Annotated in this window: 21 protein-coding genes; all 21 read left to right on the top strand. The window is 37.5% G+C overall.

What is annotated here, in order from left to right; genetic code table 11:
• Positions 1–29: 29 nt before the first annotated feature.
• The 21 genes from flgG to ACFSTH_RS20390 all read left to right on the top strand — a co-directional run bounded on the left by flgG (position 30) and on the right by ACFSTH_RS20390 (position 18,368).
• Positions 30–842, top strand: a complete 813-nt coding sequence (flgG, locus tag ACFSTH_RS20490; protein ID WP_377773390.1) for a flagellar basal body rod protein FlgG — start codon at positions 30–32, stop codon at positions 840–842.
• An 87-nt stretch (positions 843–929) separates the two neighbouring features.
• Positions 930–1,154, top strand: a complete 225-nt coding sequence (locus ACFSTH_RS20485) for a flagellar FlbD family protein (RefSeq protein WP_377773388.1) — start codon at positions 930–932, stop codon at positions 1,152–1,154.
• Position 1,155: 1 nt separating this feature from the next.
• On the top strand, positions 1,156–1,620 hold the full coding sequence (locus ACFSTH_RS20480) for a flagellar basal body-associated FliL family protein (protein ID WP_377773386.1): 465 nt from the start codon (positions 1,156–1,158) through the stop codon (positions 1,618–1,620).
• A 37-nt stretch (positions 1,621–1,657) separates the two neighbouring features.
• A complete protein-coding gene (gene fliM / locus ACFSTH_RS20475; protein WP_377773384.1) occupies positions 1,658–2,659 on the top strand; it encodes a flagellar motor switch protein FliM in 1,002 nt (333 codons plus the stop codon).
• Positions 2,649–3,875: a flagellar motor switch phosphatase FliY gene (fliY, locus tag ACFSTH_RS20470; RefSeq protein ID WP_377773382.1), complete on the top strand. Its 1,227-nt coding sequence runs from the start codon at positions 2,649–2,651 to the stop codon at positions 3,873–3,875. The genes fliM and fliY overlap by 11 nt, the downstream gene beginning before the upstream one ends.
• A gap of 30 nt (positions 3,876–3,905) precedes the next feature.
• On the top strand, positions 3,906–4,268 hold the full coding sequence (locus ACFSTH_RS20465) for a response regulator (RefSeq protein WP_377773380.1): 363 nt from the start codon (positions 3,906–3,908) through the stop codon (positions 4,266–4,268).
• Positions 4,269–4,904, top strand: coding sequence for a flagellar biosynthetic protein FliO (locus ACFSTH_RS20460; RefSeq protein WP_377773378.1), 636 nt, complete (start codon positions 4,269–4,271; stop codon positions 4,902–4,904).
• Positions 4,894–5,655, top strand: a complete 762-nt coding sequence (gene fliP / locus ACFSTH_RS20455; RefSeq protein WP_377773376.1) for a flagellar type III secretion system pore protein FliP — start codon at positions 4,894–4,896, stop codon at positions 5,653–5,655. The genes ACFSTH_RS20460 and fliP overlap by 11 nt, the downstream gene beginning before the upstream one ends.
• A 19-nt stretch (positions 5,656–5,674) precedes the next feature.
• A complete protein-coding gene (gene fliQ, locus ACFSTH_RS20450) occupies positions 5,675–5,944 on the top strand; it encodes a flagellar biosynthesis protein FliQ (protein WP_377773374.1) in 270 nt (89 codons plus the stop codon).
• A gap of 52 nt (positions 5,945–5,996) precedes the next feature.
• On the top strand, positions 5,997–6,740 hold the full coding sequence (fliR, locus tag ACFSTH_RS20445; RefSeq protein WP_377773372.1) for a flagellar biosynthetic protein FliR: 744 nt from the start codon (positions 5,997–5,999) through the stop codon (positions 6,738–6,740).
• Between the two features lie 42 nt (positions 6,741–6,782).
• Positions 6,783–7,892, top strand: coding sequence for a flagellar biosynthesis protein FlhB (gene flhB, locus ACFSTH_RS20440; RefSeq protein ID WP_377773370.1), 1,110 nt, complete (start codon positions 6,783–6,785; stop codon positions 7,890–7,892).
• A gap of 10 nt (positions 7,893–7,902) precedes the next feature.
• The gene (flhA, locus tag ACFSTH_RS20435; protein ID WP_377773368.1) at positions 7,903–9,933 is read left to right on the top strand and encodes a flagellar biosynthesis protein FlhA; all 2,031 of its coding nucleotides are present in this window, start codon (positions 7,903–7,905) and stop codon (positions 9,931–9,933) included.
• A complete protein-coding gene (gene flhF / locus ACFSTH_RS20430) occupies positions 9,930–11,186 on the top strand; it encodes a flagellar biosynthesis protein FlhF (protein ID WP_377773366.1) in 1,257 nt (418 codons plus the stop codon). The genes flhA and flhF overlap by 4 nt, the downstream gene beginning before the upstream one ends.
• Entirely contained in the window at positions 11,179–12,045 is an 867-nt protein-coding gene (locus ACFSTH_RS20425; RefSeq protein WP_377773595.1) for a MinD/ParA family protein, read from the top strand. Before flhF ends, ACFSTH_RS20425 begins: the two co-directional genes overlap by 8 nt.
• A gap of 27 nt (positions 12,046–12,072) precedes the next feature.
• Positions 12,073–13,323: a protein-glutamate methylesterase/protein-glutamine glutaminase gene (locus ACFSTH_RS20420; RefSeq protein ID WP_377773364.1), complete on the top strand. Its 1,251-nt coding sequence runs from the start codon at positions 12,073–12,075 to the stop codon at positions 13,321–13,323.
• 49 nt (positions 13,324–13,372) lie between these two features.
• On the top strand, positions 13,373–15,535 hold the full coding sequence (locus ACFSTH_RS20415) for a chemotaxis protein CheW (RefSeq protein WP_377773362.1): 2,163 nt from the start codon (positions 13,373–13,375) through the stop codon (positions 15,533–15,535).
• Positions 15,536–15,549: 14 nt separating this feature from the next.
• Positions 15,550–16,011, top strand: coding sequence for a chemotaxis protein CheW (locus tag ACFSTH_RS20410; RefSeq protein ID WP_377773360.1), 462 nt, complete (start codon positions 15,550–15,552; stop codon positions 16,009–16,011).
• A 4-nt stretch (positions 16,012–16,015) separates the two neighbouring features.
• Entirely contained in the window at positions 16,016–16,636 is a 621-nt protein-coding gene (locus ACFSTH_RS20405) for a chemotaxis protein CheC (protein ID WP_377773358.1), read from the top strand.
• Complete coding sequence (locus ACFSTH_RS20400) at positions 16,633–17,127, top strand: chemotaxis protein CheD (RefSeq protein ID WP_377773356.1); 495 nt, start codon at positions 16,633–16,635, stop codon at positions 17,125–17,127. Before ACFSTH_RS20405 ends, ACFSTH_RS20400 begins: the two co-directional genes overlap by 4 nt.
• Position 17,128: 1 nt before the next feature.
• The gene (locus tag ACFSTH_RS20395; protein WP_377773354.1) at positions 17,129–17,578 is read left to right on the top strand and encodes a hypothetical protein; all 450 of its coding nucleotides are present in this window, start codon (positions 17,129–17,131) and stop codon (positions 17,576–17,578) included.
• 4 nt (positions 17,579–17,582) lie between these two features.
• Positions 17,583–18,368: a FliA/WhiG family RNA polymerase sigma factor gene (locus ACFSTH_RS20390; RefSeq protein WP_377773352.1), complete on the top strand. Its 786-nt coding sequence runs from the start codon at positions 17,583–17,585 to the stop codon at positions 18,366–18,368.
• Positions 18,369–18,401: the final 33 nt, after the last annotated feature.

Below are 18,401 nucleotides of genomic sequence, written 5' to 3'. Positions count from 1 at the left end.
CATATATGAATTAGAGGAGGATTTTCACTATGTTGAAATCAATGTATGCAGGTGTTTCTGGCATGAGAGGTTTTCAAACGAAACTCGACGTTATTGGTAATAATATTGCTAATGTCAACACGGTTGGTTTCAAAGCTGGTCGTGTGATGTTTCAAGATATACTCAGCCAAACAGTTAGCGGTGTTACATCTCCAGAAGATGGTGTTCGTGGTGGTGTAAACCCACGTCAAATAGGTCTGGGTGTTACTATCGGTTCGATAGATACTATTCATACACCTGGTAGCCCAATGAATACGAATATACCTACTGATTTACGTATTGATGGAGATGGATTTTTCGTTGTATCACCGAACGGAGAAGATCGCTTTTTAACGAGAGCTGGAAACTTCATCGTTGATGCCGCTAGACAGTTAGTTACAGCAGATGGTTTCTTCGTACTTGGTCAAGATGGCGAGCCAATCACTTTGGACGAAACAATTACTGCGTTCTCTATTGCACAAAATGGTCAAATTATCGGTGTTACTGCTGATGGAGATGTCGATGCTGGTAGTATTGGAATAGCAACAGTAGTGAATCCAAGTGGACTGGAAAAGGTTGGCGGAAATTTATATCGTATGACGATGAATGCTAATCCGGATGGCGAGTTGGAAGACCTATTTAATGCTAATGATGCAGATGCTGGTACGGGCGCTATCGTTACAGGGCAACTAGAAATGTCTAATGTAGACCTTACATCAGAATTTACAGAAATGATCGTTGCACAGCGTGGATTCCAAGCGAATACTCGTATTATTACAACATCAGATGAAATATTACAAGAAGTTGTAAATCTAAAACGATAATTGATTTGATTGGAAAAAATAGTAGTAGTATGCATAAAATATAATAAAGGGGGGCTTATTGCCTCCCATCTACGCACGAGGGGGTAAATGATGATTACCGTCACTCGATTAAACGGATCGAATGTAATGATTAATGCGTTATTAATTGAAACTATTGATGAAGCAGCGGATACGATTATAACGTTAACTACCGGAAATAAGTTGGTGGTAAAAGAAAGAGCAGTACAAATTTCTGAACTATGTCAGCAATATTTAAGAGAAATTGGATATATTGCTTTGGCACGCACTAGTAAGGATGAAGAGGGGCTTTAATATGAAAAAAATGCTTCCATGGATAATAACGACATTATTATCAATTGCCTTAATCGCTATAGTAGCAATTGTTTTGTTTAATCAATTTTTTGCAGAGCCAGGAAAGTCAGCAGAAAGTGCTAAGCCGATTAATGCAAAAGTGATATCTGCTAATGAACGTGTAAAAGTTACTTCTGAATTAAAAGATTATAGACGTAATTTGAAAGACCCTGACTATATGGTCATCATGAATTTTGCCTTTCAATTAGACAGCAAAAAAGCTAAAGAAGATTTTGATAAAATAATCGAAATCGAAATTAAACCAATTATTAGCCGTATACTTGCTGATTTAGAACCGGATGATTTGTTAGGATCAACCGGTGAAGATATGCTGGAATCAAAATTGTTAAATGAGATCAATCCAGTATTGCCTAAAGGAAAGCTGGTCAAAGTTGAAATTACAGACTACATGATAACTCCAATGTAAAGCAGGCAGCAAGTGTTCCATGAAGGAGGTGAGCTAATTGGTCGATGTTCTATCACAAAATGAAATAGATGCATTACTAGCTGCATTATCTTCTGGTGAGATGGATGCAGAAGATTTGAAAAAAGAAGAAGTCACTCGAAAGGTTAGCGTGTATGACTTTAAACGTGCCGTTCGCTTTTCTAAAGATCACATTCGAAGTTTAATACGTATACATGAAAATTTCGCTAGATATTTAACAACTTATTTCTCTGCGCAACTTCGTACATTTGTACAAATTAATGTGGTAGATGTAGAACAGCTTCCATATGATGAATTTATTCGTTCCATCCCTAAAATGACGATATTAAATATTTTCGAAGCAGAGCCATTAGAAGGCAGGATGGTATTGGAAGTGCATCCGAACGTAGCTTACGCCATGTTAGATCGTGTGCTAGGTGGGCAAGGAATTGCACCAGCAAAAATGAATAGTTTAACAGAAATTGAAACTACGATAATGGAGCGCATTTTTGCTAGAACCTTTGATAGTTTACAAGAAGCCTGGAAAACAGTAATTGACATATCGCCTCGTTTGGAAGCATTGGAGACGAATCCGCAATTTATGCAAGTTGTATCACCAAACGAAACTATTGCGTTAATTTCTTTTAGTACAAAAATCGGTGATACGACTGGAATGATCAACTTGTGTATACCGCATGTCGTTTTAGAACCGATTATGCCAAGACTTTCCGTTCATCACTGGTTTGTATCGCAGAAGAAAGAGCGAATTCCGGAAGAAGTTCATATTCTTGAGCAGCGTGTCCATAAAGCGAAGCTAGAAATCAAAGCTGAGTTAGGCGAAACTAATATTACAGTGAAAGAATTTTTAGAGCTTGCTGTAGGAGATGTGCTTAGCCTCAATAAGCCAATTGAAGAAGGATTACATGTAAAGGTTGGCGACAAATTAAAGTTTATTGGTAGTCCCGGAACGATTAGAGATCGATTGGCGATACAAGTGGATGAAATTGTAAGTGAAGGAGCGGCAGAAGAATATGATGAGTAAAGATTATTTATCTCAAGAAGAAATTGACGCCTTGCTTCGTCAAACTTCTAATGAGCCTAAAGATGAACCGGAACAGTCATCTGAAGTACAACTTTCAGATTTCTTGTCATCATTGGAACAAGATACACTGGGTGAAATAGGAAATATTACTTTTGGTAGTGCAGCTACTGCTTTATCAACGTTATTGGGGAGAAAAGTAGATATTACTACTCCACAGGTAACTTTAGTAAGTCGGGATGAACTAGGTGATATTTTTCCGAAACCACATGTAGCTGTTAGCGTTCAATATGTGGACGGATTTGAAGGAATTAACTCGCTTATAATTCGTACAAAAGATGCTCAAGTTATTGCTGACCTTATGCTTGGTGGCGAAGGTGAAGTAACAACAGACGAACTAACAGAAATACATATAAGCGCAGTACAAGAAGCTATGAATCAGATGATGGGGTCTTCTGCTACGTCTATGTCAACAATTTTTAATCGTTTAGTTAATATATCTCCGCCAGGTATTGATATATTGGATGTTACTACTGGCAATGGGGTAGATCGTCTACCACCTGTTGATATGTTTATAAAAATAGCTTTTCATTTGACAATTGGTGATTTGATTGATTCAACTATTATGCAATTACTACCTATCTCTTTTGCCAAACAAATGGTTGTCACATTAATGGGAGATATGGAGCAACCAGATGATTCGATGGCAGCAGTCGAAGCGTCATCGGTAACTCAACAACCGATGAATGCACCGCAAGTAAAAGTGTCGGTGCAACTTGAAGAGGAACCAGCTCGTCCTCCCGTTACTTCAGCAATGGAGATGCCAATGAATCAAATGGCAGGAGTTGATCCGAATATGATTTATACGGAGCCAGTAGCAGCTACACCTAAAAACAATGTCAACGTACAGCCTGTACAATTTGCTACATTTGGGCAACCAGCACTTGATCCTCTAGAGCAGACCAATTTGAATTTGCTTATGGATATTCCATTGAAAGTAACAGTGGAGCTTGGTAGGACGCAAAAACAAATTAGAGATATTTTGGAATTGTCGCAAGGATCGATCATTGAATTAGATAAATTGGCTGGAGAGCCTGTAGATATTCTTGTTAATAATAAACTTATTGCCAAAGGGGAAGTAGTCGTCATTGATGAAAACTTTGGTGTTCGGGTCACCGATATCGTCAGCCAGTGGGATCGTATTCAAAAATTACAATAATTTATTTAACTATCTAGGGGGATTTGAAAAATGGCAAATCGTATTTTAATTGTAGACGACGCTGCATTTATGCGTATGATGATCCGAGACATTCTTACTAAAAATGGATATGATGTGGTTGGTGAGGCGCAAGATGGAGCACAAGCGATTGAAAAGTTTAAGGAAGTAAAACCTGATTTGGTAACAATGGATATTACTATGCCAGAGATGGATGGTATTACAGCTTTAAAAGAAATAAAAACGATAGATCCAAATGCAAAAGTGATTATGTGTTCTGCGATGGGACAACAAGCGATGGTAATTGATGCAATTCAGGCAGGTGCCAAAGACTTTATTGTAAAGCCATTTCAAGCAGATCGCGTAATTGAAGCGATTAAAAAGACGCTTGGTTAGATGAATATGTTGTATACTTCAATCTTAAAAACAGGGATGCCCGCTACAGAGTCTAGCGGCTCCTTACCCAATGATGTCTTTCCAGGAAGCAAACTTGATAATACGAATATGCTAGAAAGTTTGATTTGGCTCATCGTTGCGTTAGCACTCGTTGTTGTCATGATTATCATCTTAATTAGATGGCTTGGTAGACGCAATCGACCATGGGGTGGTCGGAGGCAAACAATCCAAACATTAGGCGGAACTCCGCTTGGACAACAAAGCTCTTTACAAGTTGTAGAACTTGCAGGACGTCTCTATGTGCTTGGTGTACATCAAAATGGTGTGCAGTTAGTAGACAAAATAGATAATCCAGAGCTAGTTGCAGAAATACTAGCATTATTTGAAAATCAACATGAGATGGGTAACTTTTCTACGCCGATAAATAATCTAATGAAACAATGGAAAAAAAATCGAGCGAGAGGAAATCCAAATGAGCAAACAACAGCTAATCAGCTAGATAACAAGCAAGAAGTAGCAACTTTTGAAACATTACTACAAAAACAGTTGACAGAACGTAAACTTCGCAGTGAAGAACTAAAACAACTGATGAATGAGTCAAAATCAAACGAACGGTTGATGGATAATGAAAAATAAATGGGTGATTTCTTGTTTCTTAGCCATGCTGTTTCTGTTTATGATTCCGCAAGCAGTAACAGCTCAAGGGCTACCTGATATTTCAATTAATATTGGTAGTGGTGATGAAAGTGAGCCTGCTGGAACAAGCGCCTTATCGTTATTATTAATAATAACAGTACTAAGCGTAGCTCCCGCTATTTTAGTATTGATGACTAGTTTTACTAGAATTGTAGTTGTTCTAGGTTTCGTAAGAACATCTATCGGTACGCAACAAATGCCCCCGAATCAAGTTTTGTTAGGTTTAGCCATGTTCCTTACATTTTTTATTATGGCACCTACTTTAGGGCAAGTGAATGAACAAGCGTTACAACCATATTTAAAAGGGGAAATATCACAATCAGTAGCTTTGGAAAAAGCAGCTGATCCAATGAAAAAATTTATGTACTCTCATACAAGAGAAAAGGACTTACTGCTATTTGTAAATTATACAAAAACAGAAAAGCCAGAAACATTGGATGATATACCACTGCATATTTTAATTCCAGCGTATGCTTTAAGTGAGCTTAAAACAGCTTTTCAAATCGGTTTTATGATATTTATTCCGTTTTTAGTAATTGATATGATAGTCGCCAGTACATTAATGGCAATGGGAATGATGATGCTACCACCAATTATGATTTCTCTACCATTTAAAATACTGTTATTTGTACTAGTTGATGGTTGGTATTTAATTATTCGTTCATTATTACTTAGTTTTAACGCAGGCTGACAAAGAAAGGGGAAAGGCGATGAGTGCCGACTTTGTTATAGGGCTTGCTGGTTCAGCTGTATTTACGGTGCTGAAGGCAAGTGCCCCGATGCTTATACTTGCACTGGTGGTAGGTTTATTAGTAAGTGTTTTTCAAGCAACTACACAGATTCAAGAACAGACGCTTGCCTTTGTACCCAAAATAGTTGCTGTTTTTATATCTGTCATCGTATTCGGCCCTTGGATTCTTAATACTGTAGTTGATTTTACTTACCAATTACTAAGTAACATTCATCAATATATCGGTTAGGTTGTGAGTAAGATTGCTATCCGTATTTTTACAAGGAGTGCCGATTTTTTTATTGATCTTTTGTCGTATTACTGCATTTTTTATCGTTGCACCTATATTTTCAGCTCGTAACATTCCAGCTATGTTTAAAATCGGTCTAGGATTTGCAATGTCACTTTTAATATTCTCGGTACATGGAAGTCAGCAAACGATAGTAGCTACACCCGAATTTATTTTATTGATACTAAAAGAAATCTTAATCGGGTTGTTGTTAGGATTTATTGTGTATTTGTTTTTTGCAATTGTGCAAACAGCTGGATCGTTAATGGATATGCAGATTGGTTTTGCAATGGCAAACGTTATAGATCCAAATACAGGTGTATCGGCTCCATTACTAGGAAATTTTAAGTATATGGTATTAATGTTATATTTTTTAATGTTAAATGGTCATCACTTTTTAATTAGTGGGTTAATGCGTAGCTATGAATGGATACCTCTTGACAATGATTTTTTTGCTCAACTAGTAGATGGAAATGTGACGCAATTTTTAGTATTAACCTTTAGTAATACCTTTTTAATTGCTATGCAGGTAGCTGCACCGCTAATTGTCGCCTTATTTTTAACCGACGTTGGGCTTGGGTTTTTAACGAAATCAGCTCCACAATTTAATGTTTTTGTTGTTGGTATACCTTTGAAGATCATAATTGGTTTATTTTTATTAACGTTATTTATTCCAGCATTAACTGTTTTATTTGAATATTTGTTTTCTACAATGTTTCAATCGTTAGAACAAATTATTTCTATACTACAACAATGATAATTAAATTTGTGTAACTGGTGTTGATGAGGAGGTTGCATCATGCAACATCAATCTTCTACTGCTTTACCGATGAATTTGCAACTATTTAGCCAAGAAAAAACCGAAAAAGCGACACCGAAAAAGCGATCGGATTCTAGAAAAAAGGGGCAAGTAGCCAAATCAGCTGATTTGCCAGGTGCATTAATTTTATTAATGACGTTTGCTGCATTTTTAATGTTAGGCAGTTATTTTAAGCAAAATATTTTGCAGTTATTCAGTAGCTTTTTTCAAGATTGGCTACTGATGGAAGTGACAGCCGATAATGTTTTACCTCTATTTACTAGCATCGCTACTAAAATAGCTGTTTTATTACTACCTATATTTGCCATTGTTATTGTAATTGGCTTAGTGGGGAATGTAGCGCAGTTTGGTTTTTTGTTAACTGGTGAACCTTTAAAACCACAATTAAAGAAGTTGAATCCGATAGAAGGATTTAAAAAGATTTTTTCGGTACGAAGTTTAGTAGAATTTTTGAAAAGTGTTTTTAAAGTATCGATTATTGCGATTATTGTGTATACCACTATTACACGAGAGTGGGATCATATATTAAGTTTATCGAGTCAGCCGATTGAACATATATTTAATTATACAGCTCAAGTTACATTTAATTTAGGGATTCAGATTGGTGCTATTTTAATTGTACTTGCTTTTGCTGATTATATGTATCAGCGCTACGAACATCAAAAAAGTATTAAGATGTCGAAGCAAGATATTAAAGATGAGTTCAAAAAAACTGAGGGAGATCCTATTATTAAAGGGAGAATTCGTGAGCGACAGCGAAAAATGGCTGTGCAGCGAATGATGCAGGAGGTACCTACTGCTGATGTTATTATTACGAATCCTACTCACTATGCCATTGCTTTAAAATACGATGCTTCTTCGATGGAGGCGCCAACAATTGTAGCAAAAGGTGTAGATCATCTTGCTCTTAAAATAAGGGAAATTGCGAAGGAGCATGGTGTTATTACAATGGAAAATAAGCCACTGGCCAGAGCGCTTTATGAGCAAGCAGAAATAGGAGAACAAATTCCCGGTGATTTGTTTCAAGCGGTGGCTGAAGTTTTGGCATATGTATATAAATTAAAAAACATAAGATCATCTCGAGGATAAGGAGGGCATCATGAAGGCAAAAGATTTAGTAATCATTTTAGGAATAATAGGCATTGTACTCATGATGATCATTCCTATACCTATCTTACTTATTGATATTTTGTTAATTTTGAACATTTCACTTGCACTGACGATATTACTCGTAGCAATGAACACGAGAGAGACGCTAGATTTCTCTATCTTTCCAGCTATTTTATTGATTACAACATTGTTTCGTTTGGCGCTTAGTGTGTCGACGACACGTAGTATTCTTTCCAATGCAAAAGCAGGAGATGTTATCGCTGCATTCGGTAATTGGGTAGGTGGCGGTGAACCAGTTGTCGGCTTTATTGTCTTTTTAATTCTCGTTATTGTACAGTTTATCGTTATTACGAAAGGGTCCGAGAGGGTCGCTGAAGTAGCTGCTCGGTTTACGCTTGATGCAATGCCAGGAAAACAGATGAGTATTGATGCTGATTTGAATTCTGGTTTGATCAATGAACAGCAAGCACGAGAACGTAGAAGTAAAATCGAACGAGAAGCAGACTTTTATGGTGCGATGGATGGAGCAAGTAAATTTGTTAAAGGAGATGCAATTGCTTCCATTATTATCGTTATCATTAACTTGATTGGTGGCTTTATTATCGGAATGGTTATGCATGATTACTCGTTTGGCGAGTCATTGCAAATTTATTCGATTCTGACCATTGGTGATGGATTAGTTATGCAAATTCCAGCATTATTAATTTCTACCGCTGCTGGTTTAATAGTAACTCGTTCTGCATCTGAAGGAAGTTTGCCAGATGATATTACAGGGCAATTATTACGCTATCCCAAAATGTTATATATTGTTGCTGGCACGATAGCAATGCTTGGTTTAACACCGATTGGCATTTTGAAAACATGGCCATTCGCTATCCTGATTGCGATTGGTGCTTACATTATGCAGCAAACATTACGTAAACAACAAGTGCAAGATGATCTTCTTACGGAAGAACAGCAAATTGAAGAAGTACGTAGTCCAGAAAGTGTCATTAGTTTATTGCAAGTAGATCCTATTGAATTTGAATTTGGATATGGGCTTATCCCAATTGCTGATACACAGCAAGGAGGCGACTTACTAGATCGTATTATTATGATACGGAGACAGTGCGCACTTGAATTGGGTTTGGTCGTTCCAGTTATTCGAATTCGTGACAACATACAATTAAAGCCGAACGAATACGTTATTAAAATTAAAGGAAATGTGGTAGCTAGTAGCAATCTATTGTTAAATCACTATTTGGCGATGAGTCCTGGGTTTGAGGATGAATCGATCGTGGGAATAGAAACTACAGAGCCAGCCTTCGGCTTACCTGCCATATGGATAGATGAATCAACGAAAGAACGAGCGGAATTATCTGGTTATACAGTAGTAGATCCGCCATCAGTTGTCGCTACCCATTTGACAGAAATTATTAAAAGGCATGCTCACGAATTAATTGGTCGTCAAGAAACAAAGGCGTTAATAGAAAATGTTCGTGAAAATTATCCAGCATTAGTAGAGGAATTGATTCCTAACATTTTAACAGTCGGCGATATTCAAAAAGTGTTAGCTAAACTGTTAAAAGAAAAAATATCTGTGCGTGATTTAGTAACGATATTTGAAGCGTTAGCAGATCACGGCAATTATACAAAAGATACCGATGTATTGACAGAGTATGTCCGTCAAGCATTATCTAGACAAATTACACAACAGTATACGAATGGTAGTGATGTATTACGAGTCATTACAGTTGGTCCGCAGTTAGAAAAGAAAATAGCAGAATCAGTACAACAAACAGATTCTGGTTCTTATATTGCAATGGACCCGTTAGCTGCTCAGACGATGTATCAAAAGATTAACGAACAAGTGAATCGACAATTGCAAGCTGGACAACAGCCTGTCATTTTGGCTTCACCTACTATTCGATTGTACTTGCGCCAATTACTAGAGCGAACGTTACAAGAAATACCAGTTTTATCTTATAGTGAGTTAGAGCCAAATGTTGAAGTTCAAAGTGTTGGGGTGGTTAATGTATGAGAGTAAAACGATATGTAGTAGATGAATTGCCTCAAGCGATAGAATTAATCCGTCAAGAATTAGGCAAAGATGCCATCATTATCGATTCAAAACCTATTTATATTGGTGGATTTCTCGGATTATTTCGTAAAAAGAAAATAGAGGTAACGGCTGCAATTGAACAAAACTCAGTAACTACTCCAAAAGGTGAAGAAGAGCAAAGTAAAGATGTCAATCAACTTATTGCTCAAATTTTAAAAGTTGCAGATCATACTGCTACAGAAAAACGGTCTAGCAATCACATGGTGGTTACTGATGAACAGGCAACTGTAAACAGAAATAGGGAGCAAATAGTGCCTCCATCTGCAACAATATCATCAGAACAACTGATTATGAACGAGTTAAAAGAAATGCGAACACAATTGCAAAAAATTAACCGCTCCGAGCAAATGGAAGCACATCAGCTACAGCCACTGGAAGATTTGAAACTGCGGCTACAGCAACAAGAAGTTGAGGCAGAAACAATTGAGCAATTGTGTGAAGAGATATTAATTCATTTGGAAAATGAACAAGTACAACTGCCAAACGATGCAATTACGAAACAATATATATGGGAGCAAGCCGCTATTATTTTGCAAAGATGGCTTGCGCCTTATGGAGTAAATGGAATTGATGAGGATACGGAAGTTGTTTTTTTACTCGGTGCAACCGGGGTGGGAAAAACGACAACGATAGCTAAACTAGCCGCTCAATATAAAATCTCTCTCCATAAACAAGCTGGTTTTATTACATCAGATACATATCGTATTGCAGCTGTAGACCAATTACGAACGTATGCTACGATACTAAACATACCATTAGAAGTCGTTGTTTCACAAAGTGATGTTGCACGAGCACATGAGCAATTAGCTGCGATGGATATTGTATTTATGGATACGGCTGGTCGGAATTATCAACATGATTTGCAAATTTCGGAAGTAATTAGTTTAACACAAACAACAAGACCTTCTGAAAAAATTTTAGTGCTTAGTTTAACAGCCAAAAGCTCTGATATGTCTACTATGACTGAGCGTTTTTTGAAATACGGTGTAACTAAAGTCCTATTTACCAAATTAGACGAAACTTCTGTTTATGGTTCTATATTAAACTTAGTTCGAAAGTATGAAGTGAGACCTACCTTCGTTACTAAAGGGCAGACCGTACCAGACGATATAAATACATTTGCTGAGCTACCGTATATTGAGTTATTACTAGGTGACGCCGATGATGAATGATCAAGCTGCTTCTTTAAGAAAATTGGTAGAGCAACAACTTCATGAAGAAAATAATAAATCTACTCGAGTCATTACAGTTACAAGCGGTAAAGGCGGGGTGGGCAAATCTAATTTCAGTTTGAATTTTGCCCTTAGTTTACAGCGACTTGGCAAAAAAGTATTGCTGTTCGATGCAGATATTGGAATGGCTAATATTGACGTTCTTATGGGACAGTCGTCTCCTTATAACCTGTATCATTTGTTAACAAGAGAAAAAACTATTCAAGAAATCATTGCGACAGGACCAGAAAATCTACACTATATTAATGGCGGATCAGGTGTAAAAGATTTATTGCAGCTTAGTCCTAAACAATTAGATATTTTTACCTATGAAATGAGTCAATTGCATGGGTTGTATGATATAATTTTATTTGACACTGGTGCAGGTCTTTCGAATGAGACCGCCCGCTTCGTATCTGCATCGGATGAAACGATAGTCGTTACTTCACCAGAGCCAACAGCGATAACGGACGCTTATGCATTGATTAAAATGTTAACGTCGATGAGAATTAAAGCAACGTTCCGACTTGTAGTTAATCGCGCGCTTGATGATCGTGAAGGTGAAAGAACAATGGAAAAACTGCAAAAAGTTGCAGCACAGTTTTTACAATTAGAAATACCTTCATTGGGTATCGTACCTGATGATTCTTTTGTCTCCAAAGCTGTACGAAGACAAATCCCTTTCATTCTTTGCTTTCCTAATTGCCCAGCATCTAGAGCAATCGATCAAATCGCAATGTCATTTTTAAATATGGAGCAAAAATCGAGTTTGAGTGGAGGTATCAAAGGATTTTTCAACAAGTTGTTTAAAATTCAATAATTATCCTTTGTAACAGGAGGGGAACGTATGACTCCTTACCGTATTCTTGTCGTTGATGACTCTGCATTTATGAGAAAAATTATTAGTGATTTAATTATGCGTGATAGTGAGTTTGAAGTTATCGGAGTGGCAGTGAATGGGCTTGAAGCAGTCGAAGCAGTAAAACAGTTAAAGCCAGATGCAGTAACGTTGGATTTGGAAATGCCTGTAATGAATGGTATAGATGCTTTGCAACAAATTATGAAAGAATACCCCATTCCAATTATTATGCTATCTGGTATTAGTGAACATAATACACAAGAAACGATCAAAGCATTGCAGCATGGAGCGTTTGACTTTATTCGCAAACCAACTGTAGGTAATTTGTCGCAGCATATTACAGAAGTTGGAGAGTTACTACTAGAAAAATTAAAATTTGCAGTAACAGCTAAAAAAACGCTACTTATAGATAAAATAACGAAACCAGATAACATGGATCGCATTATTCCAGAAAACAAGAGTAAGCCGCACAACCGAAAAGTGGTAATGGAGAATAAGCTAAAAGATACAAAGAAAGATGATTTATCTACGATAAACCGTAGTTCTAGCAAAATAGATCCACGTTTGGCAAAAGCAGATAATGCCACAAAATTAGCAAAAGAAAAAATTAGACAAGTGTCAACTGTTGTAACGCATCTACCGAAAAAGCGACTTTCTGATCAAACCTTTGAACACATTGTAGTAATTGGTGCTTCTACAGGAGGTCCACGAGCGCTACACGCAGTCATTACGGAACTACCCGCTAATTTTCCAGCACCGATCTTAGTCGTGCAGCATATGCCTCCGAGATTTACAAAGTCATTAGCAGAGCGCTTAGATCATTTTAGCAAAATACAAGTAACAGAGGCAGTGCATAATCAAGTCGTTGAAGCTGGTTGTTGTTATGTAGCTCCTGGTGGTCAGCATATGGAACTGATCAAAGAGCATAATGAATTCCGCATCCAGCTATCGCAAACTCCACACCGGAACGGGCATCGTCCATCAGTTGATGTTTTGTTTGAATCAGTAGTTCCGTTTCAACAATTAAAACGTCATAGCGTTTTGTTGACTGGTATGGGCAGTGATGGTGCTAGAGGAATGAAGCAATTGCTAGATAATGGAGCGGTATCATCTATAGCGGAATCAGAAGAAACTTGTATAGTGTTTGGAATGCCTAGAGCAGCAATAGAACTCGGGGCAGCGACTACAATTACGCCATTGACGAATGTCGCCCAATATTTACAATCTGTTATTATGTAATATTCCATTGTTATAGAAAGCGCGTTTACATTATAGGGGGTGTTATAGGATGGATATGAATGCATATTTATCAATGTTTATTGATGAATCTAACGATCATTTGCAATCTCTGAATGAAAACTTATTACAACTTGAAAATTCACCAGAAAATATTGAAATTGTACAATCTATCTTTCGATCTGCTCATACACTAAAAGGAATGGCAGCTACAATGGGATATGAAGATTTAGCTTCATTAACTCATGAGATGGAAAATGTATTAGATCTCGTTCGAAATAGTAAATTACAAATGGATGGCTTTATATTTGATACGTTATTCCAAGGGCTTGATGCACTGGAATCAATGGTTTCTGATATTACCAATGGTGGCAGCGGTAAAGGTGAGGTCACTCACATTAATGACGCTTTACGTACTATTTTACAAACGGACTATAAATATAAAGATAATGCCGCGAATCCGGCAGAAACTGCCGTTGTAGCGAGCGAAATAGAAGAGGAAGATAACAACGCTGTATCTTCCAGTAGTTTAGACCCTTATCAAGCTACTATCTTACTGCAATCGATCGAGATGGGACACCAAGTGTATTATATTCGTGTACAGCTTAGCTCTAGTTGTCTACTAAAAGGTGTCAGAGCTTATATGATATTTGAATTACTTGAAAGAATAGGAGAAGTGATTCAGTCCTATCCTTCTGTTCAAGATTTGGAGCAGGAGCGATTTGAGCATACGTTTTCAGTATTTGTCATCAGTAAGTTAGAACAAGCAGATTTACAACAGCAATTGCTGAACATTTCGGAAGTGGAGCAAGTAGAAGTTGTTCTGCTTGACGCGGAGTCTGTCGATACCATGATGCAAACGGCAGTTACTGTTCAGACCAGTATTGCTGAAGCTAGCATAGAAAAGAACCAATCCACTACACCAGTTAATCAACAGTCGACTAAATCGCAAAATACAGCTGTATCTACAACTAACTCAGACAAAACAGCTACAGCTATGGCTATACAGAAAAAGGATACTGTTTCGAAAGAAACAACAAAATCTACTAATGGCTCACAAGTGGTGACCCGTACTATTCGAGTAGATATTGACCGACTTGATTCATTAATGAATTTATTTAGTGAATTGCTCATTGATAGAGTACGTCTAGAACAGCTGGCATCTGAAATTAATCGATCGGATTTGCAAGAAACGGTAGAACATATGGCTCGAGTAAGTACAGACTTGCAAAATATTGTCCTCAAACTACGAATGGTACCTGTTGAAACAGTATTTAGCCGCTTCCCACGTATGGTTCGTGATCTAGCTCGTAACCTTAACAAAAAAATCGAGTTAGTTATAACAGGGGCTGAAACGGAACTAGATCGAACAGTTATCGATGAAATTGGTGATCCACTCGTACATTTACTGCGAAATTCAATTGATCATGGTATAGAAAGTATAGAAGAGCGGCTTGCTGCCGGTAAACCAGAGGTGGGCACTATAGAGCTTCGTGCTTTTCATAGTGGTAATCATGTCTTTATTGAAGTGGAAGAAGATGGGCGTGGTATCAATACAGAAAAAGTAAAGCAAACAGCGATTAAAAGAAACATTATTACTGTAGACGAAGCAGCAAAGCTTAGTGTAGAAGAAATTCATATGTTAATATTTGCACCTGGCTTTAGTACAGCGGATATAGTGTCTGATGTTTCTGGTCGAGGAGTTGGGCTGGATGTTGTTAGAAGTAAAATTAGCTCGCTTAGCGGCGATGTCACTATCGTATCAGAGCAAGGAAAAGGCACAAAATTTTCTGTTCAGTTACCACTGACGCTGTCGATTATTTCTGCGATGTTAATTAAAATGGGGACAGAAAAATATGCCCTTCCCTTATCTTCGATTATGGAAACTGCGATTGTAAACAGACAACAAATTAAACAAATTCATGGTCAGCCGATGATTGATTTCCGTGGAGCAATTATACCACTCGTTTCGCTAAGCAAAGTGTTGCAATGCCCAAATTACGATGAAACTGCGGAAGAAGAGCATGAAGTAGTTATTATACGTAAAGGCGATAAAATAGCAGCAGTAGTCATCGATGAGTTTATTGGGCAAAGCGAAATTGTATTAAAAACATTGGGTAACTATTTAGCCAATATACCAGCTGTTAGCGGAGCAACGATATTAGGTGATGGGTATGTTGCTTTAATTATTGATACAAATGCACTGATAAAATAAGGAGGGGTAGTATTATGTCAGAAGAACTCAAAGTAATTGTTTTTGCTCTAGGTAATGAGGAATACGGTATAGAAGTAGACAAAGTACAAACGATAGAGCGGATGTTGCCGATTACACGCGTACCGAAAACTGCACCTTTTATTAAAGGAGTTATTAATTTAAGAGGTTCGGTTATTCCAGTTATTGATTTGCGAGGAAGATTTAGTTTGCCTGAAACAGAAGTGAATGAACACTCTCGTATTATTGTTGTGAAAGTCAACGATATTGAAGTTGGGTTTATTGTAGATGCGGCGAATGACGTTATTGATATTGACACTAGTACGATCGATAATCCACCAGAGATCGTTGGAGGGATTAAGGCAAAGTATTTGCACGGCATAGCGAAAATAGGCGAAGAGCGGTTATTGATTATGCTAAACTTGCAGGAAGTGTTAAATAAACAAGAAATTATTCAATTAGAAGAGCTTGAGGTGTAAGGCAGTGGATATTTTGAGCCGCTTAGAAGCTTTTGAATTTGATGTCCTTAAAGAAGTAGGTAATATTGGTTCAGGTAATGCAGCTACGGCTCTTTCTACCTTACTTAACAAACCGATTGATATGGCGGTTCCTGAAGTTAGTTTACTTCCTTTTGAACAAGTTGCTGAACAAGTAGGCGGAGCGGAAGAAGTAGTCGTTGCTATTTTTTTGCGAGTAGAAGGCGATGCGCCTGGCAATATGTTTTATATAATGGATGATGAAACTGCCAGACGGTTACTAGATCATTTGTTACCAACTACAGAGGAGCAGTCATTAAGTTACACCGAACTCGAACTCTCTACGTTATGCGAAATTAGCAATATTTTAGCCGGATCCTATTTATCATCATTAGCTGACTTCACCAAATTAACACTGCAACCTTCGGTGCCAGTCATTGCATATGATATGGCCGGTGCGATATTGAATTATGGACTTATGCAGTATGGAGAAATGGGAGATTCCGCTTTGTTAATAGAAACCGCGTTTTTAGAAGGTTACCAAGCGTTGAATGGTCAGTTTTTCTTTATTCCCGATCCATTATCTTTTGAAAAAATATTTCACGCTTTGGGAGTCGGTTTTGGATGATGCAAACTAATTTGGTGAAAGTTGGTATGGCTGATTTAAACATAGCGAGCCACGGTCATCTTTTAAAAACAACCGGACTTGGTTCTTGTGTAGGTTTAACTTTGTTTGATCAAGTAGCGAAGATCGCAGGTATGGCTCATGTCATGTTACCATCATCTTCCATTGCTCGTGACGCTACCTTTAATGAAGCCAAGTATGCAGATACAGCTATTCCTAAATTAATAAAGCTGATGGAGCATACTGGTGCAAAACGCGAACGGTTAGTAGCTAAAATGGCAGGTGGAGCACAAATGTTTGCTTTCGCAGCACAAACCGATTCTTTGCGGATAGGCCCACGAAATGTGGAAGCTTGTACGTTATTGCTTGAACAATTACGTATCCCACTTCATGCACAAGATACAGGTGGAGGGTATGGAAGAACGATTGAGCTAGATAGTCATACAGGCATTTTAATGATACGAAGTGTGCAATATGGCGTAAAGGAGATTTAAAATGATTGGTAGTTGGCGATGGAATTTATTGCTAGCATGGTTGGGCGCTTTATTAACGTTATTATTTTCAATTTCTAGCAATATACTTACAACGGTACTTCTCCGAAGCTTATATGCATTTGTTGCTTTTTTTATTACTGCCTATCCCATTCGAATAATTTTATCGCTAATTATAAAGCCTTCTCCTAAGCAAGTAGTTAATACTACGCTGGAGAATGATAATACAACGAATCAACAAGCAGGGAAAAGCATTGATGTAGCTACTCCTGAACAATCAGATGAGCTGAATCAATTATTAAAAGATTCATTAAATGAGCATGAAGGTACTCAAGTTGAGCAAGGAACTAGCGAAAATTTCAAACCGCTTAATCCTCCGCAGTTTGTATCTGCGAAAACTAATGCAGAACCAGAGGAATTGGCGAAAGCAATTCGTCACTTAACAAAGGAGTGAGTAAATGGCTGAGCTGAAATCACCTCATTTGGTAAATTTTCATCTATGGCAGCAGTGGCGTGAACAAGGTGATTTAGAAGCAAGACAGCAACTAATTGAAACCTATTTGCCACTGGTGGATTATGTTACAAATCGTATGGCGATCGGATTACCCAAAAATGTCATTCGTGACGATTTGGCGAGTAATGGTGTGATGGGTTTAATAGACGCAATTGAGAAGTTTGATTATTTGCGAGGGTTACAATTTGAAACATATGCATCATTTCGGATTAGAGGTTCTATTATTGATGGTTTGCGTCAAGGTGATTGGGTACCACGTTCCGTTCGTGAAAAAGCTAAAAAGATCGAGGATGCCTATCAGATTTTAGAGCAAAGGTATATGCGTTCTGTAACAGATGCTGAAATTAGTAACCATTTGCAAATATCCGAAAAGGAATTTCTGCAAATGCTGCAAGAGGTGTCCGTTTCCACTATATATTCTTTAGAAGATCCGATTCGCGATGAAGAAAGTGAAACAAGAATGACGCTTCTAGTAGATGATAAAGTAAAAAAACCAGAACAAACGGTACATGATCTTTATTTAAAACAAGAATTAAGTAAAGGAATCGAACGGTTAACGGAAAAAGAACGGATCGTTATCTCACTCTTTTATTTTGAAGAGCTGACACTTAGTGAAATAGCTGAAGTCATGTCGTTATCTCCTTCCAGAATATCGCAATTACATTCTAGAGCAATACTTCGACTACGTGGAGTAATGGAGAAGTATAAAGATCAATTAATGCAACATTAATATGATTATTATTGTACTGTGTAAGGCGAGGAG

Origin of the sequence: Paenibacillus yanchengensis (genome assembly GCF_042684845.1) — a bacterium.
GTDB classification, from domain to species: domain Bacteria; phylum Bacillota; class Bacilli; order Paenibacillales; family Paenibacillaceae; genus Pristimantibacillus; species Pristimantibacillus yanchengensis.
Note: the sequence above shows the minus strand (reverse complement) of the source record. Positions and strands in the feature narration are given on the sequence as shown.

Excerpts from the sequence above, each read along its gene's own strand:
- flgG (WP_377773390.1), top strand. The coding sequence starts at position 30 with ATGTTGAAATCAATGTATGCAGGTGTTTCTGGCATGAGAGGTTTTCAA.
- ACFSTH_RS20485 (WP_377773388.1), top strand. The coding sequence starts at position 930 with ATGATGATTACCGTCACTCGATTAAACGGATCGAATGTAATGATTAAT.
- ACFSTH_RS20480 (WP_377773386.1), top strand. The coding sequence starts at position 1,156 with ATGAAAAAAATGCTTCCATGGATAATAACGACATTATTATCAATTGCC.
- fliY (WP_377773382.1), top strand. The coding sequence starts at position 2,649 with ATGATGAGTAAAGATTATTTATCTCAAGAAGAAATTGACGCCTTGCTT.
- ACFSTH_RS20465 (WP_377773380.1), top strand. The coding sequence starts at position 3,906 with ATGGCAAATCGTATTTTAATTGTAGACGACGCTGCATTTATGCGTATG.
- ACFSTH_RS20460 (WP_377773378.1), top strand. The coding sequence starts at position 4,269 with ATGAATATGTTGTATACTTCAATCTTAAAAACAGGGATGCCCGCTACA.
- fliP (WP_377773376.1), top strand. The coding sequence starts at position 4,894 with ATGAAAAATAAATGGGTGATTTCTTGTTTCTTAGCCATGCTGTTTCTG.
- fliQ (WP_377773374.1), top strand. The coding sequence starts at position 5,675 with ATGAGTGCCGACTTTGTTATAGGGCTTGCTGGTTCAGCTGTATTTACG.
- flhB (WP_377773370.1), top strand. The coding sequence starts at position 6,783 with ATGCAACATCAATCTTCTACTGCTTTACCGATGAATTTGCAACTATTT.
- flhA (WP_377773368.1), top strand. The coding sequence starts at position 7,903 with ATGAAGGCAAAAGATTTAGTAATCATTTTAGGAATAATAGGCATTGTA.
- flhF (WP_377773366.1), top strand. The coding sequence starts at position 9,930 with ATGAGAGTAAAACGATATGTAGTAGATGAATTGCCTCAAGCGATAGAA.
- ACFSTH_RS20425 (WP_377773595.1), top strand. The coding sequence starts at position 11,179 with ATGAATGATCAAGCTGCTTCTTTAAGAAAATTGGTAGAGCAACAACTT.
- ACFSTH_RS20420 (WP_377773364.1), top strand. The coding sequence starts at position 12,073 with ATGACTCCTTACCGTATTCTTGTCGTTGATGACTCTGCATTTATGAGA.
- ACFSTH_RS20415 (WP_377773362.1), top strand. The coding sequence starts at position 13,373 with ATGGATATGAATGCATATTTATCAATGTTTATTGATGAATCTAACGAT.
- ACFSTH_RS20410 (WP_377773360.1), top strand. The coding sequence starts at position 15,550 with ATGTCAGAAGAACTCAAAGTAATTGTTTTTGCTCTAGGTAATGAGGAA.
- ACFSTH_RS20400 (WP_377773356.1), top strand. The coding sequence starts at position 16,633 with ATGATGCAAACTAATTTGGTGAAAGTTGGTATGGCTGATTTAAACATA.
- ACFSTH_RS20395 (WP_377773354.1), top strand. The coding sequence starts at position 17,129 with ATGATTGGTAGTTGGCGATGGAATTTATTGCTAGCATGGTTGGGCGCT.
- ACFSTH_RS20390 (WP_377773352.1), top strand. The coding sequence starts at position 17,583 with ATGGCTGAGCTGAAATCACCTCATTTGGTAAATTTTCATCTATGGCAG.